The organism is Alcaligenes sp. GCM10023179 (assembly GCF_042653705.1).
GTDB classification, from domain to species: Bacteria; Pseudomonadota; Gammaproteobacteria; order Burkholderiales; family Burkholderiaceae_B; genus Alcaligenes; species Alcaligenes phenolicus.
In genome coordinates this window covers 392,512-408,663 of sequence record NZ_JBHSIQ010000001.1, presented here as the reverse complement: position 1 = coordinate 408,663, position 16,152 = coordinate 392,512, and the positions used below count along the sequence as shown (strand labels likewise).

At 50.4% G+C, this 16,152-nt stretch carries 15 protein-coding genes; 9 read left to right on the top strand and 6 right to left on the bottom strand.

What is annotated here, in order from left to right; genetic code table 11:
• Positions 1-25: 25 nt before the first annotated feature.
• From ACFPDR_RS01815 to ACFPDR_RS01805, 3 genes are read right to left on the bottom strand one after another with little or no spacing between them, the layout of a single operon-like run.
• Positions 26-769 (bottom strand): ABC transporter ATP-binding protein, encoded by a 744-nt coding sequence (locus ACFPDR_RS01815; protein WP_226791389.1) that lies wholly within the window; start codon positions 767-769, stop codon positions 26-28.
• Positions 745-1,572: an ABC transporter permease gene (locus ACFPDR_RS01810; RefSeq protein ID WP_376910337.1), complete on the bottom strand. Its 828-nt coding sequence runs from the start codon at positions 1,570-1,572 to the stop codon at positions 745-747. Before ACFPDR_RS01810 ends, ACFPDR_RS01815 begins: the two co-directional genes overlap by 25 nt.
• Positions 1,572-2,585, bottom strand: a complete 1,014-nt coding sequence (locus tag ACFPDR_RS01805; protein WP_254002316.1) for an ABC transporter substrate-binding protein — start codon at positions 2,583-2,585, stop codon at positions 1,572-1,574. The genes ACFPDR_RS01810 and ACFPDR_RS01805 overlap by 1 nt, the downstream gene beginning before the upstream one ends.
• Before the next feature lie 230 nt (positions 2,586-2,815).
• Here ACFPDR_RS01805 and ACFPDR_RS01800 point away from each other — a divergent pair, with 230 nt between their 5' ends.
• Entirely contained in the window at positions 2,816-3,919 is a 1,104-nt protein-coding gene (locus ACFPDR_RS01800) for a Wzz/FepE/Etk N-terminal domain-containing protein (protein WP_376910335.1), read from the top strand.
• Between the two features lie 15 nt (positions 3,920-3,934).
• The gene (locus ACFPDR_RS01795) at positions 3,935-5,011 is read left to right on the top strand and encodes an EpsG family protein (protein WP_115634462.1); all 1,077 of its coding nucleotides are present in this window, start codon (positions 3,935-3,937) and stop codon (positions 5,009-5,011) included.
• Here the strand turns inward: ACFPDR_RS01795 and ACFPDR_RS01790 are convergent.
• Together ACFPDR_RS01790 and ACFPDR_RS01785 are read right to left on the bottom strand one after the other, a co-directional pair.
• On the bottom strand, positions 5,008-6,192 hold the full coding sequence (locus tag ACFPDR_RS01790) for a glycosyltransferase family 4 protein (protein WP_376910333.1): 1,185 nt from the start codon (positions 6,190-6,192) through the stop codon (positions 5,008-5,010). The genes ACFPDR_RS01795 and ACFPDR_RS01790 overlap by 4 nt on opposite strands.
• Before the next feature lie 5 nt (positions 6,193-6,197).
• The gene (locus tag ACFPDR_RS01785) at positions 6,198-7,610 is read right to left on the bottom strand and encodes a mannose-1-phosphate guanylyltransferase/mannose-6-phosphate isomerase (protein ID WP_137430615.1); all 1,413 of its coding nucleotides are present in this window, start codon (positions 7,608-7,610) and stop codon (positions 6,198-6,200) included.
• Positions 7,611-7,954: 344 nt separating this feature from the next.
• Here ACFPDR_RS01785 and ACFPDR_RS01780 point away from each other — a divergent pair, with 344 nt between their 5' ends.
• Both ACFPDR_RS01780 and ACFPDR_RS01775 read left to right on the top strand, forming a co-directional pair.
• Positions 7,955-8,713 (top strand): glycosyltransferase family 2 protein, encoded by a 759-nt coding sequence (locus ACFPDR_RS01780; RefSeq protein WP_376910331.1) that lies wholly within the window; start codon positions 7,955-7,957, stop codon positions 8,711-8,713.
• A 4-nt stretch (positions 8,714-8,717) separates the two neighbouring features.
• On the top strand, positions 8,718-9,578 hold the full coding sequence (locus ACFPDR_RS01775) for a glycosyltransferase family 2 protein (RefSeq protein ID WP_376910329.1): 861 nt from the start codon (positions 8,718-8,720) through the stop codon (positions 9,576-9,578).
• On the opposite strand, the gene ACFPDR_RS01770 is transcribed toward ACFPDR_RS01775, so the two are convergent.
• On the bottom strand, positions 9,575-10,846 hold the full coding sequence (locus ACFPDR_RS01770; protein ID WP_109089185.1) for an exopolysaccharide biosynthesis polyprenyl glycosylphosphotransferase: 1,272 nt from the start codon (positions 10,844-10,846) through the stop codon (positions 9,575-9,577). The genes ACFPDR_RS01775 and ACFPDR_RS01770 overlap by 4 nt on opposite strands.
• A gap of 267 nt (positions 10,847-11,113) precedes the next feature.
• Between ACFPDR_RS01770 and ACFPDR_RS01765 the strand changes: the two genes are divergently transcribed.
• The 5 genes from ACFPDR_RS01765 to rfbC are packed head-to-tail and all read left to right on the top strand — an operon-like array spanning position 11,114 to position 16,148.
• Positions 11,114-12,385 carry an O-antigen ligase family protein gene (locus ACFPDR_RS01765; protein WP_376910328.1) on the top strand — a complete coding sequence of 424 codons (1,272 nt, stop codon included), beginning with the start codon at positions 11,114-11,116 and terminating at the stop codon, positions 12,383-12,385.
• Positions 12,382-13,617, top strand: coding sequence for a flippase (locus ACFPDR_RS01760; protein ID WP_137430611.1), 1,236 nt, complete (start codon positions 12,382-12,384; stop codon positions 13,615-13,617). Before ACFPDR_RS01765 ends, ACFPDR_RS01760 begins: the two co-directional genes overlap by 4 nt.
• Positions 13,618-13,670: 53 nt before the next feature.
• A complete protein-coding gene (rfbB, locus tag ACFPDR_RS01755; protein ID WP_115634468.1) occupies positions 13,671-14,735 on the top strand; it encodes a dTDP-glucose 4,6-dehydratase in 1,065 nt (354 codons plus the stop codon).
• Positions 14,732-15,613 (top strand): glucose-1-phosphate thymidylyltransferase RfbA, encoded by an 882-nt coding sequence (rfbA, locus tag ACFPDR_RS01750; RefSeq protein ID WP_115634469.1) that lies wholly within the window; start codon positions 14,732-14,734, stop codon positions 15,611-15,613. The genes rfbB and rfbA overlap by 4 nt, the downstream gene beginning before the upstream one ends.
• The gene (rfbC, locus tag ACFPDR_RS01745) at positions 15,600-16,148 is read left to right on the top strand and encodes a dTDP-4-dehydrorhamnose 3,5-epimerase (RefSeq protein WP_115634470.1); all 549 of its coding nucleotides are present in this window, start codon (positions 15,600-15,602) and stop codon (positions 16,146-16,148) included. The genes rfbA and rfbC overlap by 14 nt, the downstream gene beginning before the upstream one ends.
• Positions 16,149-16,152 lie beyond the last annotated feature (4 nt).

Here is a 16,152-nt window from a genome sequence, read left to right as displayed (position 1 = left end):
CTTCTTGATGCAATGGCAGACGTAATTACAAGGCCTGACCAACCTCTTTCACCAACTCCCCAAAACGAGGTGTAGTGCGATCTCGCGGACGTGGCAGGTCTACCTCTATCCGGGCGCTGACACCAGCCGGGCTGCCACCCAGAACGATAATGGTATCGGCCAAAAAGACCGCTTCGTCAATGTCGTGCGTCACAAACAGAACTGCTGCTGAACTACGCTGCCACACTTGAACCAGCTCATCCTGCAAGGCCTGACGAGTCAAGGCATCCACGGCAGAAAAAGGTTCATCCATCAACAACAAATCCGGCTGCACAGCCAAGGCACGGGCAATGCCAACACGCTGTACCTGACCACCCGACAGTTGATGCGGCCAGCGGTCTTTCAGATGCGCCAAACCCACCTGATTCAAGGCGGCATCCACACGCTGATCACGCTCTTCACGCGATAAGCCCAACCCTTCCAGACCATAAGCCACGTTGGAAGCAATACGTCGCCAAGGCAACAGACGACTGTCCTGAAACACGAAGGCATTGGCACGACGGCCAGGACTATCTTGCAGGTTGGAACGCAGATGTCCGAAGCTAGGCTGGCTCAAACCGGCTGCCGCACGCAACAAGGTGCTCTTGCCTACACCCGAACCACCTACAATCGCCACAAAATGCCCTGCCTGAACTTCCAGATTCACATCGCGGATCACAGGTGCAGGCGCACCGGGGTACTGAAAACCAAACCCCTGGAACTGAATCAAGGCTGCCACTGAAGTACCCATTTGTTGAAAGCCAGAAAAAGCATATCGCACAAGGTGTAGACCACCGAGATGATCAACATATAGACCACAACCGCATCGTAAGCACCCACACCCGCCGCGGCATTCATTTCCTGACCCATGCCAGGCACGCCCAGCAACTCGGCCGCAATCAACGTCATCCAGGCTTGACCAATACCAGCACGCACACCACTCAACAAGCCGGGGCTGATCGCTGGCAACACTACCGTCCAGGCGCGAGCGAAATAGGAGTTATGCCCGAAAGCCGCAGCCAATTCGTAATAGCGGGGATCGACCGAACGCACCGCACTGTAAGTGGCAAAGTAATTCAGCCAGAACACACCGATTGCAATCACAAAGGCTGCACCAGTGTGGCTGACCTTGAACCAGGCAATGGCAAACACCACCCACGCCAAGGGCGGGATAGGACGCAGCAAGCGAACCAAGTAAGCTTGCAGTAAATCAAAGCGATGGATCGTTGCCGCCGCCAGACCAAAAGCAATACCCAGGAAAGTGCCGATGCCCAAGCCCCAGAAATAATGCACCAGGCTGGACTGAGCAGCCGGCCAAAGACGACCGGCTTCAATCTCCTGGAACAAAGCCGAGGGCAAGCTCAATGGATCAGGCAGCGTACCGCGCGGAGCCCAGCCATAGACATAAGCCAGATGCCACACCAGGATAAACAAGGCCAGACCGGCTACGCCGTAAACAATCCGCTCCAGACCGCGACGCCACAAGGCATCAACCAGGGCACCCGCAGTTGCGGGTGCTGCGGCGGGCAAACTTGCTTGTTTCGCAACGCTCATTACGGTGCTGCCTTTTCATAAAAGCGAACGTCAAACAGGCTTTGAACATCATCCAGCTTGGTCGCCAGCGTGCCTAAAGAAACCTGGAAATCCTGCAGCTGAACCGTGCCATCAATAATCTTGTGAGGATCAGGCTGGAACTGATCACGCGAGCGCTCGATAGCGGCTTGCACAATCTCTTTAGGCAAGCGGCCACCGCCTACATACTTCTGCACATAAGGTGTTGCCTTGGCTGGCTCGTCGCGCAACATGGCAGTGGCACGCAGGTGGGCATTCACCAAATGCTGAACCAGATCAGGATTGGATTTGATCAAGCCTTCACGCACCAGCAGTACCGAGCCTGGCTCATTGGGGAACAACTCCCCACCGTGAGCCACAATCTTGGCATCGGGCTGGCGCTGCAGAATTTGGCTAACCGTAGGTTCCAGAATGGCGGCGGCATCAACAGCGTGATTGCTCAAGGCCTGTTGAATCTGGGCCTCGCCCTGGTAGATCACCTCGACCACATTCGGGTCTACTTTCAGCATATTGCGCAGCCAGTACTGCAAGGCAGCCTCTGGCACAGCGCCTTTGGGGTAGCTGGCAACCTTGGGCTTGTGACCTTTCTCTTGAGTGAACTTGGCCACAGCCGCTGCGAAATCAGGCTGGTCGGCATCAAGATAAGCAGCCAGTTCACCAATAGCGACCACACTGACCTGTTCCACAATATTGGAGGCGACAACTTTAACGTCGGCCTCTTTAGCCTTGGCCACCAAAGCGGGGCCAATACCTACATAGGCAACATCCAGCTGACCGGCGATCAAGGCCTGAGTCAGCGCTGGACCGCTTTGAAACTGAACCAGCTTGGGTTCCGCTTGTCCCTCTGGCAATAAGTCGCCAGACCCTAAGCCCACGAACAATTGAGCGGCAGGCATGATGGGCAAATAGCCGATCTCCAGCGCTTGCTCGGCAGCCTGTGCGGAGAAGGAGACGGATAGAGCAAGAAGGCCAGGGGCTAAATAACGGGAAAACATAACGATCTCGTGAAACAGGCGAAAACTGAAGCTTAAACCTGTTGGGGAGACGCATCTTTATTTGTTTATAACTATAGAAAATATAAGAGCTTCGTCACATAGCTGTAGCTATTGGTCTAACCTCATACAGTCTGTAGGATCCCTGCTCATATCCCGCTATACAATAGCGAGCATATCGAGAACGAGCGCTTATATTGGCGCATGGCTTTCCCCATCAGAGGAGCTTTCGCTTGACTAGTCCGTCTACTCCCCCCTCTTCAGTTGACCAAGGCCCTACGATCTTTGATGTTCTGGATGCATTACGCAATAACAAATTGCCTGTTATCTTGCTATCCCTAGCGGGCATAATATGCGCGGCCGCTTATCTGGTGATAGCAGAACCGCGCTTTCGCGCGCACTCCACCCTAACTCCGCCCACCCCCACTGATCTGGTTCATTTCAATACCGCCATTCGCTCCTTAGGCCCCGAAATAGACAATATTCTTAGTGAGCAGCCGGGAGAAGCTGGCAAGCAACACCTTGCCGAACTTACTCCGGAAACCGCTTTTCAGATCTTCACCCGGCATCTGAACTCCCAGAAAACCCTCGACGAGTTTTTCGAAACTGTTTATCTCCCTCACCTGAATAACACGGCCTTACCTGCCCAGGAAAGAGAAATACTACGAGAACAATTTTCGCGAGACCTCAATATTTTGAACTCCAGCCCGAATGGGGTTCCGACAGCAACGGTAACCTTAAGTAATCAAGATCCCCAATTAGCCAAAGCCTGGACGAACCAATTCGTTACCCTGGCTTTGCAGAACAGCCGTGCTGAAGTTCTACAAACAGTGCAAAGCACGGCAGATCTGGAGAAAAAAACAACGGACTCCCAGATCACTGCCCTGCGCTTATTTGCAGAGACAGAACGACAAGCGCAAATTTCGCGCATAAAGGACGCCCATGAGATTGCCTTGAGCATTGCACTGGAACATCCTTCTTCTACAGGTAATCTCATTACTTCTTATTCAGGCGACAACTTGTACCTGCGCGGTACAAAAGCTCTGCAAGCACAACTTGATACGCTTGAGAAGCGCCAGAATAACGACCCCTATATTCCTACTCTGCCACCTCTAAAGGCTAAGTTGGACTTATTGAGCAGCATCGATTCAACTCAACTATCAGGTCAAGTTGCGACCATAGACCAGCCAGCTATCGAACCCAGCACACCTTATCAACCACGTACATTGATAACTCTGGCGATAGGCCTGCTTGGTGGCCTCGGCATTGCCTGTCTATATGTTTTGACCAGACTGTCGTACTTATTCAGACAAAAACCAACGGCTGCAGATCAGTAACCTCACACTCTCACTGTGATCTACTATCTCTTTCTCTTTCTGGCACTGCTTTATCTCTACCTGCTTGGAGTCTCTTCCAGACTCCAAGTTTTCCTGTCACTACTAATATTGTGCATTTTTTCTGGCGTACGTTTCAATGCGGGATATGACTATCCTGTTTACTACAATCTCAGCCAAAAAGATGACTACGACTGGTTCGAGCCTTTATCCCGTGTTCTTATGGATATTGGCCATCACACCGATCCTATTCTGTTATTTATTCTATCAAGCGCATTGATCGCAACATTCTACTATCTTGCGTTCGATCGCTACAGTCGGCTTTACAAATGGCACCCGGTAGGCCTTTTTGCTTTTCTAGGTTTACCCATCGCATACCTGGATAGTTTGGGAGTCATTCGTCAATTTATAGCCATCGCTATTTTTGTGTATGTTGCCAGCAATATCCAACGCCGCACATTAATTTCCATAGCTTGGCTGCTAGTCGCAGCCCTGTTTCATAAATCAATTCTGGTCCTCTTTCCTCTAGTGATACTAAGACGATGGCTATCCAAACCGCACTCTTGGTTCATCTATGTACTAATTTGGTCCTGCTTCCTAACATTAGGACCATTACTGATCACCGCTGTCTCGCAATACACAGGGCTATACACTAGCTACTTTACTTTGCACCTCTCAAATAGCGGCCTCAAAATTTATGCTTTACTTTCTCTAATATATATCTTCTTTTTAATCAACAGAAAATATATATTCGAAAACAGCAATCATATATTCTTATTTCATTGCTACTTTATTGGTATTTTACTTTTCTCAGCAGCTCTTCCCTTTGGGATTCATATATCAAGAATAAGCTGGGCACTACTGGCTGTACACCCCCTTTTATTTGGAATAGTGCTTTATAACAAGACCTCATTTCTGCGGGGATCTTTCATTATTGCTTGTGCACTTACCATGAGCCTGTCGCTGTTTCTTGCATACAAAAATCCTGAGCGGGACTTTTTAAACCAATACCAGCCCTTTTTTCTATTAGATAAATTTCAACGAGATTTTATCGTCGAAAAATCCTTGCAAACAGAAATTCAACGTCAAGACTAATGATCAGCGGCCTTCAAACCTATAGCCGCTATCAATGACTGCATTCTGCGAGCCTGTGAATCCGGTGATAAATACAAATGAAAAGCCTCCAATGCCAGCTGGCGACGGCGCAAAAGCTCATCCGGATCCGCAAACAAGGCTGCCAACCCATGAACCATTTGGCCAACATCGTTAACCACCTCAATCACACAACGATAGCGATCCGAAGACAGCACGTCTTCATAGCCTTCTGCAGCATTTTCCATGCAGATAACCGGCAGGCCATAGGATAGCGCCTCTGCAACCTTGGTTTTCATGCCGCTTCCCCACGCAACAGGCGCTAAATACACAGACGCACTACGGAAAAAAGCTTGCATCTGCGCACTACTTGGCGACTTCAACTTCTCAAAATGCTCCCCTGGTATGGAACATTTCGACAGACCCGCCCCAGCAGCAGCAAAGCTTACGTCATGCCCTGCTGCAGACAGGCGGAATTGCTCAGCGGCCTGAGCAAACGTCTGCAGTGCACTAACGTTGGGGGCAAAGCCAAAATGACCAGTGAAAATGACGCGGGGATGTTGAGCAGGCCTTAACTCGGTAGCAGATATACCGGCTTCGACAGTGATCGGCAAGATTTCATGTAGGGCAGGCTGTCCATATCGAGCGATATACACATCCCGATCTTTACGCGTAATAAACGAAATAAAATCCGCCTGCAAACAGCGCTTTTCAGCTGCATAAATCTCGGAGCTGTCTATTGTCCGTTCCAACTTCCGCAGCCAACTACTGGCTTCATGCTGTCGTCTCAAGTCGTATTCTGAATTATCAGAAATAATACCGAACCGCTTGCCTGGCAACCGTCGTTTCAAGGTACTCAGAATGCGGCCGCACCGAGAATTATGCAGGACTACCAGATCTGCTTCCTGAGCATGCTGGGCAATCAGCTCAGTACTGGTTCCAAGAAAGGTGGGATTGAGCATCGCTCGAGAAACGATATCCGAACGCACGGTTTTCGGCACATAAACATATCGTGCTTTTTCAGGCAAAGTGACACTTTGCTCCCCGACCTCCTTAGAGATGACAGTCACTTCTCCCACATCGTCCAGGCTGGCGAATGCTCTCACCACAGAACGCAAATAAAGTCCGCCACCAGAGAGTTCCTGGACGCCATTTAAAGAAACGATCAGAACTTTAATGCTCACCGCTCTCACACCCGGCCATATGTATCTTCGAGACGAACAATATCGTCCTCACCCAAATAAGCCCCCGTCTGCACCTCAATCAGTTCCAGGGAAGTTTTGCCCACATTCTCTAAACGATGAGTCGTTCCCAAGGGAATATAAATAGACTGGTTCTCGGATAACAGATGCTGCTCTTCGCCCCTGGTCACCAGGGCCGTACCTTTGACAACAATCCAGTGCTCGGAGCGCTGATAGTGTTTCTGCAAGCTCAATGCGGCCCCCGGTTTCACAACAATACGTTTGACCTGAAAGCGATCACCACTATCAATGCTGTCATACGAGCCCCAGGGACGCACGACATTACGATGCGTATCGGCTTGAGCAACATTAGACTTTCTCAGGTCCTCAACAACGTGTTTGATTTTTTCCACTTCCGAAGCCCGTGCCACCAGCACAGCATCTGCCGTTTCCACTATCTGCAAGTCTTGCAGACCCAGGCCGACAACCACACGATGTTCAGCTCGAATGCTGGTACCCGAACAACCATACGCATAGGCTTGACCCGACAGACGGTTATCGTCCTCGTCAGCCTCCTGGACTGCTGATAAGGCATTCCAGCTACCGACATCACTCCAGGCGCCACGGAACGCGGTCATCATGACCTTGTCACTTTTTTCAAGCACGGCATAGTCGAAACTGTCTTCAGGAGTCTGGGCAAAGACTTCTGCATCTGGGCGGAAAAACAAACCATCCACCTGCCCTGCCTGGAATGCTCGGGCAACATGATCCAACATATCAGGAGCCAACACCTCCAACTCGCTCAACAGTACATCTGCTTTGGCCAGCACCATGCCTGAGTTCCAAAACACATTACGGTTGGCCAGCAACTGTGTGGCAAGCTCCAGTGACGGCTTCTCGATAAAAGCCTTGACCGGCACAGCAGACTCTTCACCCAGCTCATGCTTGCTTTCTATGTATCCATAAGCAGTACTAGGGAAGCTAGGCTGCACGCCAAAGATCACGATTGCTCCCTGCTCGGCAGCAGGCACTGCTCGACGTATGCACTCCTCGAACAGTTGCGCGTCCGGAATAAAATGGTCTGCAGGACAGATCAGCAATAAGTCATCGGGTCCGACGGCCATTGCCGCTAACGCCACCGCAGGGGCCGTATTCTTGGCGACGGGCTCCAATATGATCTTGCCCAGCAAATTCACGGACTCCAGCTCATTACTGATCAGAAAGCGATGTTCCTCAGAGCCAATACAAACCAAAGACCCGCTCTGCATCAAAGGGCTCAATCGCTCCAGCGTCAATCTGAGCAAGCTGCGATCATGAATGACAGGCGCAAACTGTTTCGGAAAACTTTTCCGGCTAAGTGGCCATAACCGGGTTCCCGATCCACCACACAGCACTACCGGAGAAATCACAGGCTTAGTCATCAATTACCTACTTCAAAGTACGCTATATTATAAAGTCCGGCGGATTCCGTTCCTGCAAAGGAAACGTCTCTCATCATAACCGGACTGTCTCGTAGGTCGGAGTATGGCACAGGCGTCCGTTTACCACTTGTATCGATACTCGCTTAATTGCATCCTTGCCTGTAGACACTCAATGAAATCCGTATCGTTTTTATGATCCAGATAGTGGCCCGGCACAATCCATCTCCACCTCAGTACTGAAATCCCGCATTACAGACCACTGCTATTGCCAGATAAAGTGTGGCAGACCAGCAGGCGAGGATATTGTGACTTTTTGCCAAAGTGCCCTCACCCCTCAAATACTCATGTCCTTAAAAAACGAATCTGCCCTTGTCAGTGTCATTATGCCGGCCTACAACGCTCAAGCCACTCTGGCCGATTCCGTTCGCTCTGTGCTCGAGCAAACTTACCCCCATCTTGAGCTTTTGATTATTAACGACTGCTCAACCGATAACACGAGTCAGCTCATGCAGGAGCTGGCTCAAGAGGATGCCAGAATTCGTTTAATACAGTGTGAAGCTAACGGAGGTGTTGCTCGGGCCCGTAATGCCGGGATAGAACTTGCCCAAGGACAATACATCGCTTTTCTGGACTCGGATGACTTATGGCTACCTGAAAAGCTGGAAAAACAGCTCGAGCTAATGCGCGCCACCAACACGCTGGTATGCACTAGTGCATACTACCGGTTCCGTGAGCCTGGACAGTGGCTAAGCACCTCATCGCCCCCTCAACAGACTAGCTACCACCAACTTCTTCAAGGCAATGTCATCGGTAACCTGACCGGTCTATATGATTGCCATGCCTTGGGCAAATTTTATCAGCAGCCCATCCGCCACGAAGACTATCTCATGTGGCTGGAAGTCACGCGCAAGGCAGGCACAGTCTGTGCAGTACCCGAACCCTTGGCGGCCTACCGGGTGGGCCATGCCTCGCTGTCATCAAACAAATTTAAATCGGTTCAATGGACCTGGGAAATCTACCGCAAACATCTGGGCCTGTCTGCGCCTTACAGCATGTATCTGATGCTGCATTACCTCAGCAAAGCCATCCTCAAAAGACTTTAATCCCATGAATGTTTCATCACAGACCACAGCTTGGGTAGACATACTGCTCGTCAATTACAACGGTGGCAGCCAGATTCTCGAGACCATAGCAAGTATCGAGCAGTACAGTACGCCAGATACCTATCGCATCACCGTCGTGGATAACGGCTCCAGTGATGACAGCTGTGATCAGATCGAACAACGTTACCCGCAGGTTCAATTGCTGCGCACAGGGGCAAACAACGGGTTTGGCAAAGGCTGCAATATAGGCGCACGCCACACCAATGCGCCTCACATCATGTTGCTGAATCCAGATGCCCAACTGCTCTGTAATGTTATCGAGATCTTCCAGCAGTATTTGGCTGTCCCTCAACCGGGGCCACAGCCTATTCTGGGGGGCTTGTCTGTTGATAGCCAAGGCACGCCAAGCTATGCCTATGAGCACTTTCCCACGCCACTGACACTAATGCTCAAGGCGTTCGGACTAGGGCGTTTGCTAACTCCCTCATACACCCGCACAGAGCCTCATCAGGTGGACTACGTTTCGGGCTCCTTGCTGCTAATCGGTCGCGAGCAATTTCAACAGCTTCACGGCTTTGACGAGTCGTTCTTTCTCTACTTTGAAGAGACAGACCTGCAATATCGAGCAAGGCAACAAGGCATTGCTTCCATTCATATTCCTGCCGCGCGTTACTTGCACGAGTCAGGCGGCACATTTACAGATGAGTCATTTCGGGGACGTTGTTATAGCGACGGCATGAAAGTCTATCTGAACAAGCACTACGGGCATTGGGGGTCCGTCTTGCATCGCCTCTACCATCTGATCCATGGCACCCTGCAACCGCTGAAAAATTGGATCAAGAAGCGCTTGTCATCAAGCGCCTAACGTGCTCCAAAACCTGTAGCCATCGTCTTGAGAGTCAGAAATGTAATGTAGAGATCCAGCATGATTGAACAATTCTTAATATAGTAAAGATCGTGCTGAATCTTGACTCGGGTATCTTCTGCATTGGAAACATACCCATGCCGCACCTGCGCCCAACCCGTAATGCCAGGTTTGACGACATGGCGGTAACTATAGAAAGGAATCATTTCATCAAATTCCTTCACAAAAGAGGGTTGTTCAGGCCGCGGACCAATCAGGCTCATATCCCCGCGCAACACGTTGTAGAACTGCGGCAGCTCGTCAATACGCAGCTTACGAATAATCCGCCCTACTCGCGTAATACGTGGGTCATCCTCACCAGCAAACTGCTCGCATGCGTCTCGATCGAAACGCATGCTGCGCAATTTATAAATGGTGAACGGACGGTTACCCTGCCCCACTCGCACTTGCGAGTAGATCGCCTTGCCCGGACTTTCCAGTCGAATCGCCAATGCGGTCAGCAGGCACACGGGCACCACAACAACAGCGCTCAACAAAACAATCGTGTAATCGAACACAGTCTTGCTTATCTCATATTGACGTGAGGGCAACAAAGAGCCGATGTTGTTCTCGGACATTCGATCAATACGCACACGCCCGGTCACCGACTCAAAGACCTGGCGGGCGCTGTATACGGCAATCCGTTGCAATGCACAGCGCGTTAGAAAGCGCTCGCCATTCGCATCCAGACAGGAAAAATCGGCCACAACCCCATCGAACCGTCGCCCAGTCAAATCAAAATCAGAAATATAACGGGCGTCCACACCTGGCAATCCAATCAGGGAGTCCGCCTCGCCGCCAGGCAACACCGCTAACTTGACAATGCGGTATCGACTGGTCAAAAAATACTCAAGGTGCAACCAGCAAAGGGATAAAACACCACTGCTTAGCAGCAGGGCCCGTGATGCATCAAAGCGCAAGAAAAAAGTCACCACATACAGCAGGATGTATACACAGAGCACCGTGGGCGCAATAAGCCACGCACTATGAGCCCCGGGGTAGTCAGACGAACTTTTATTAATACTTAACTTGCTGACGACAAAAGCACAGCTGGTTAATATCCATGCACTTAACTGCCCCACATCAGGGTGTAGCAAAACACGCGTTCCCCACAGCCCTAAGGCAGGGGCAACGACTGTGACCAACAGGCCACATAACAGGGAAATAGGTAGAGACAGCAACAGCAGCTCATGCAAGCGCTGAAATCGACGAATTTTTAACTGGCTCATTCTGGATCGGTGGTCCAATATTTCAAGTTGGAGTCAAAAAGCATTATACGCATAGGACGTTACAACTAAATATTGGTCGTATCGCGAAAACGCTTATATTTATCTAAACGAATGAGAATCACTACTATTAAAATAATTCCTAAGTTATCTCATCTTCACGATTGCTGCGGATGCTAAGCTTTGTAAATTGTAACCTACAGCAACCTTTTTCAGACTGTTTAACGATGGTCAACACCCAATAAACCTACGCGTACAATACAGCCCACCATGCAACGACCTTCTTTCCATTTTTCCGCATACGCGAATTTAGGTATCAACCTGGGTTTTTCACTGTTTTTCGCCAGTATCCTATCGACTCGGAACGTATATGCCATTGCGGCAGGCCTATTGTTAGTCAGCTCGCTGGCATTATGCTTTCTACGCTCCCTCCAACCCAACCCGGCAAGCTCATTTAACAAAGGGCTGCATGTACTGCTGCTCTTGATCTTCCTGAACGGGCTTGCCATGTGGCTTTATCACGGCGACGCCGTCCGTCAGCTTGACCTGATCAGCCGCTACCTGCTGCTACTACCCATTCTGTATGCCTTGAGCAAGGCGACACTCAAACCTGACTGGATCTCGGCTTCCTTTGCATTGGGCAGCCTATCTTCTCTATGGCTAGTCTACGCACAATTAGGCGGTGAGCTTCATAATGGCAGGGTTTATGGCTATACCGGCGCAATTCAGTTTGGCAATATTGCCCTCCTGCTTGGGCTATTTTGCCTGACTGCTTTACTGGCGCAATGGCACGCCAAGGAGTTCAAGCGCGGCCTTGCCTCTCTCTATGCCTTAGGAGCCCTCGCAGGTTTATTCGCCTCTCTGGCTTCTGGCAGCCGAGGAGGATGGATTGCACTACCCCTTGCTCTTGCCATACTGATTATCGCCTACACGCCCAAACGCTATGCCGTGCGCAGCATCACAAGCTGCGTACTGGCGGCAATCCTGGCAGGAGCCCTGCTGACGCAAAGTTCCTTTGTGCAGGAACGATATCAACTAGCTGCTCAAGATATTACTCAGTTCCAGGAGGGCAACGCCAATACCTCAATCGGTGCCCGTCTCGCAATCTGGCAAGCGAACTGGGAATTAATCAAGCAGCGCCCTATTGTGGCTTGGTCCGATGCAGAACATCAAAAAGCGCTGGAACAACTCACACAAAACAGAGCCGACGCTCCGATTATTCTCGGCCTGGCAAACTCACATAACAACTATATTGAAACATGGCTGCATTTTGGTATTAGCGGTTTATTTCTTTTAGTTTCTTTATTTGTTTTTTGTTTTTTTAATTTTATTAAAAATATTTTCCACAACAACCCGATAAAAAAACAGTCAGCCATTAATGGATCTATTCTTGTAGTTGTTTACTCAATCTCCAATCTCACGCAAAACATGATGGAAAGAAACAATACATTATTATTTTTTCTTCTAGCCATTTCCATTTTCTGGAGCTTCATGAGCTTCAGTAAAACTACTAACACTCATGCGTCCTTATCCAAGCAATGAGTTTAATTAAAAACTCCTTCTGGAACTTAGCGGGGTATGCGGCCCCACTCATTATCGCCATTCCGGCGATGGGCGTTATTGCTCGTCTGCTGGGGGTGGAGCAGTTTGGTATTTTCACCTTGTTTTTTGCAATTGTTGGCTACGCCAGCCTGTTTGATCTCGGTATCAGCCGTGCCGTCATTCGCTCCGTTGCCATAGAGCAAGGCAACCTGGCAGGCATCCATAGCATCCTGGGCACCTCGACCATACTTGTCGCGGCAAGCAGCCTGCTGGCATTGCTACTGATCGCTGGGTTCAATACCACACTGGTGCAGTGGCTTTCCATCAGCCCGGAGTACCAGGCAGACAGTGCACGAGCCTTTTCCATACTAGCCGTGACACTTCCTCTCGTACTATTGAGCTCGGTCTGGTTTTCTTACCTGGAAGGCATGTCCAATTTTCGCCTTCTCAATATGCTTAGAACTCTCAGCGGAATTTTTCTCGCTGTTTTTCCATTGATTGGCGTCTGGATACATGCTGATTTGAGCCACGCGGTCTGGGGACTGTTCTTTGGCCGTTTACTAACTGCCCTGATCGCCTATATCTGGAGCTTACCCGGCTCATCCCGCAAATATCTGTTGCGCTGGGAAACGGCAACCGCTTTCACCCTTTTCCGCTTTGGCGGCTGGCTAACAGTTAGCAATTTAATCAGCCCCTTAATGGTGTATTTTGATCGTTTTCTGCTCTCTACGATGAATGGAGCCAAAGTCGTGGCCTTCTATACCGGGCCAGCCGAAGCAATCACCCGACTGCTAGCCATACCAGGATCAGTGGTCAGAGCCATCTTTCCGGTGCTCAGCGCACGCAGCGGCATTGGCAATGAAACGCGGTTATCCTACCTGCTGTTATGTGGCGTATGTGGCGCCATTTCACTGACAGGCATTTTTCTGGCAAAGTGGATTCTGCTTTTATGGTTAGGACAGGACTTTCTGGGAGATGCCGTTCCGGTCCTGCAGATTCTGTTGGTCGGTTTTTTCTTTAATGCCGTCGCGCAAATCCCATACACCGTCATTCAAGCAGCTGGCCACTCACGCGTCACAGCCTTGTTGCACCTGGCCGAGATCATGCCTTATTTAGGACTGCTCTATTTGAGCATCAACCGGTGGGGTGTCATCGGCGCGGCACTGGCATGGACGATACGAGTCGGCGTAGACTGCTTGGCCCTTATCCTGTTGTCCAGACGATATCGCTAATTCTCACTGTCCGAGTCTAATCTTTTGTCCAACTGCACTAACGAGATCACTTCATGCGCATTCTAGTCACCGGCGGAGCGGGCTTCATCGGCTCGGCAGTTATCCGTCACTTGATCCTGGATACGAATCACAGCGTCCTTAATGTTGACAAACTGACTTACGCGGGGAATCTGGAGTCTGTTGCTCCGGTAGCTAACAATCCCCGATATCAGTTTGCTCATGCCGATATATGCGATGCCTCCCAGATGAGCCATTTGCTCACGCAGTTTTGCCCTGACGTGATCATGCACCTGGCCGCGGAATCCCATGTTGATCGCTCCATCGACGGACCCGCCGCATTTATTCATACCAATATCATGGGCACCTACACCCTGCTGGAAGCAGCACGGCAGTACTGGTCAGCCTTGCAGCCTGAAGATCAAGCCAGATTCCGCTTCCATCATATTTCTACAGACGAGGTTTATGGCGATCTGGATGGAACAGATCAATTATTTGTGGAAACAACGCCATATGCGCCCAGTTCGCCCTATTCTGCGAGTAAAGCCAGCTCCGATCATCTGGTCCGTGCCTGGCACCGTACCTATGGGCTACCGGTACTGATTACCAACTGCTCCAACAACTATGGGCCTTATCACTTCCCCGAAAAGCTCATTCCCCACGTTATCCTGAATGCCCTGAATGGGAAGCCTTTGCCGATTTATGGCAAAGGCGATCAGATTCGAGATTGGCTATATGTCGAAGACCATGCTCGTGCGCTGGTGCTGGTAGCTACAACTGGCAAGGCAGGTGAAACCTACAATATTGGCGGCCACAACGAAAAGCAGAACCTGGAAGTCGTACATAGTATCTGTACTATTCTGGAAAAATTGGCTCCCACCAAACCCGAAGGGGTCAAACAATACGCCGATCTGATCACTTTTGTCACAGACCGCCCAGGTCACGACAAACGCTACGCAATCGATGCCAGCAAAATTGCTAATGAGTTAGGCTGGCAACCCAAAGAAACATTTGAAACAGGACTGCGCAAGACCGTGGCCTGGTATCTGGAAAACACGGGCTGGTGGGAACGAGTACTTAGCGGCGACTACCGTCTGGATCGTATAGGAAACAAGGCATGAAAGGCATTATTCTGGCAGGCGGGTCAGGGACTCGCCTTCACCCCATTACCATGGGCGTATCCAAACAGCTGCTGCCCATCTACGATAAACCGATGATTTTCTATCCTTTGTCGGTTTTGATGTTGGCCGGCATCAGGGAGATCTTGATTATCTCCACCCCTGAAGACCTTCCTAATTTTCGCAAGCTACTTGGAGATGGTTCTCGCTACGGCTTGTCTCTGTCTTACGCTGAACAACCCTCACCCGATGGATTGGCCCAAGCCTTTATTATCGGAGCCGACTTCATCGGCCAGGACAATGTCAGTCTGATTCTCGGAGATAATATTTTCTACGGATACGGCTTTAGCCAGATGTTGCGCGAAGCTGCAGAACGAAAAACAGGCGCAACTGTCTTTGGTTATCAAGTCAGTGACCCGGAACGCTTTGGTGTTGTCGAGTTCGACGCACAAGGTAAAGCGATTTCGATTGAGGAAAAACCCTCCAAACCCAAATCAAACTTTGCTGTCACTGGCCTGTACTTTTACGATAACCGGGTGGTCGACATCGCCCGTCAAGTTAAACCTTCTGCCCGCGGCGAACTGGAAATCACAGACGTCAACAATGCTTACCTAGAATCCGGCCAATTACACGTCAGCCTTTTGGGCAGGGGCTTTGCTTGGCTGGATACAGGCACTCACGAAAGCCTGCAAGAAGCTGGCAGCTTCGTGCGCACGATTGAACATCGCCAAGGCCTGAAAGTCGCCTGTCTGGAAGAGATTGCTTTCAATCAAGGTTGGCTCAGTCGTGAGCAGCTACACGAGCAAGCCCAGGCACTGGCTAAAACGGGCTATGGCCAATACCTGCTGAAACTGGCTGGAGCAAAGCATGAAGGTGATTGAAACTGCACTGAACGGCGTCATGATCATCGAGCCACGTGTCTTCGGTGACGAACGAGGATTCTTTAAAGAGACATTCAGTGTCGAACGGTATCGTGACCAAGCCGGCATTACATTGCCATTCGTTCAAGATAACCACTCCCGCTCTCAGCAAGGTGTTCTGCGTGGGATGCATTTTCAGCGCACCCGGCCACAAGGTAAATTAGTCAGCGTGACACGGGGTGCTGTTTACGATGTCGCGGTCGATATCAACCCCGCCTCCCCCACGTTTGGTACCTATGTGGGTGTAGAGCTTAGCGACAGCAACCACCGCCAACTCTGGATTCCCCCAGGCTATGCACACGGATTTTGCGTTCTGTCCGAAATTGCCGACTTCACCTATAAATGCACCGACTACTACTTCCCCCAGGACGAGGGCGGACTTGCATGGGACTGCCCTGAAGTGGCAATAGCGTGGCCAATCCAGAACCCAAGGCTATCTGATAAAGATACACAGTACCCAGGCCTCCAAGAGCTGGCGACGCAACAGAAAACCTGAGCAC

Excerpts from the sequence above, each read along its gene's own strand:
- ACFPDR_RS01815 (WP_226791389.1), bottom strand. The coding sequence starts at position 769 with ATGGGTACTTCAGTGGCAGCCTTGATTCAGTTCCAGGGGTTTGGTTTT.
- ACFPDR_RS01810 (WP_376910337.1), bottom strand. The coding sequence starts at position 1,572 with ATGAGCGTTGCGAAACAAGCAAGTTTGCCCGCCGCAGCACCCGCAACT.
- ACFPDR_RS01805 (WP_254002316.1), bottom strand. The coding sequence starts at position 2,585 with ATGTTTTCCCGTTATTTAGCCCCTGGCCTTCTTGCTCTATCCGTCTCC.
- ACFPDR_RS01785 (WP_137430615.1), bottom strand. The coding sequence starts at position 7,610 with ATGACTAAGCCTGTGATTTCTCCGGTAGTGCTGTGTGGTGGATCGGGA.
- ACFPDR_RS01780 (WP_376910331.1), top strand. The coding sequence starts at position 7,955 with ATGTCCTTAAAAAACGAATCTGCCCTTGTCAGTGTCATTATGCCGGCC.
- ACFPDR_RS01775 (WP_376910329.1), top strand. The coding sequence starts at position 8,718 with ATGAATGTTTCATCACAGACCACAGCTTGGGTAGACATACTGCTCGTC.
- ACFPDR_RS01770 (WP_109089185.1), bottom strand. The coding sequence starts at position 10,846 with ATGAGCCAGTTAAAAATTCGTCGATTTCAGCGCTTGCATGAGCTGCTG.
- ACFPDR_RS01765 (WP_376910328.1), top strand. The coding sequence starts at position 11,114 with ATGCAACGACCTTCTTTCCATTTTTCCGCATACGCGAATTTAGGTATC.
- ACFPDR_RS01760 (WP_137430611.1), top strand. The coding sequence starts at position 12,382 with ATGAGTTTAATTAAAAACTCCTTCTGGAACTTAGCGGGGTATGCGGCC.
- rfbB (WP_115634468.1), top strand. The coding sequence starts at position 13,671 with ATGCGCATTCTAGTCACCGGCGGAGCGGGCTTCATCGGCTCGGCAGTT.
- rfbA (WP_115634469.1), top strand. The coding sequence starts at position 14,732 with ATGAAAGGCATTATTCTGGCAGGCGGGTCAGGGACTCGCCTTCACCCC.
- rfbC (WP_115634470.1), top strand. The coding sequence starts at position 15,600 with ATGAAGGTGATTGAAACTGCACTGAACGGCGTCATGATCATCGAGCCA.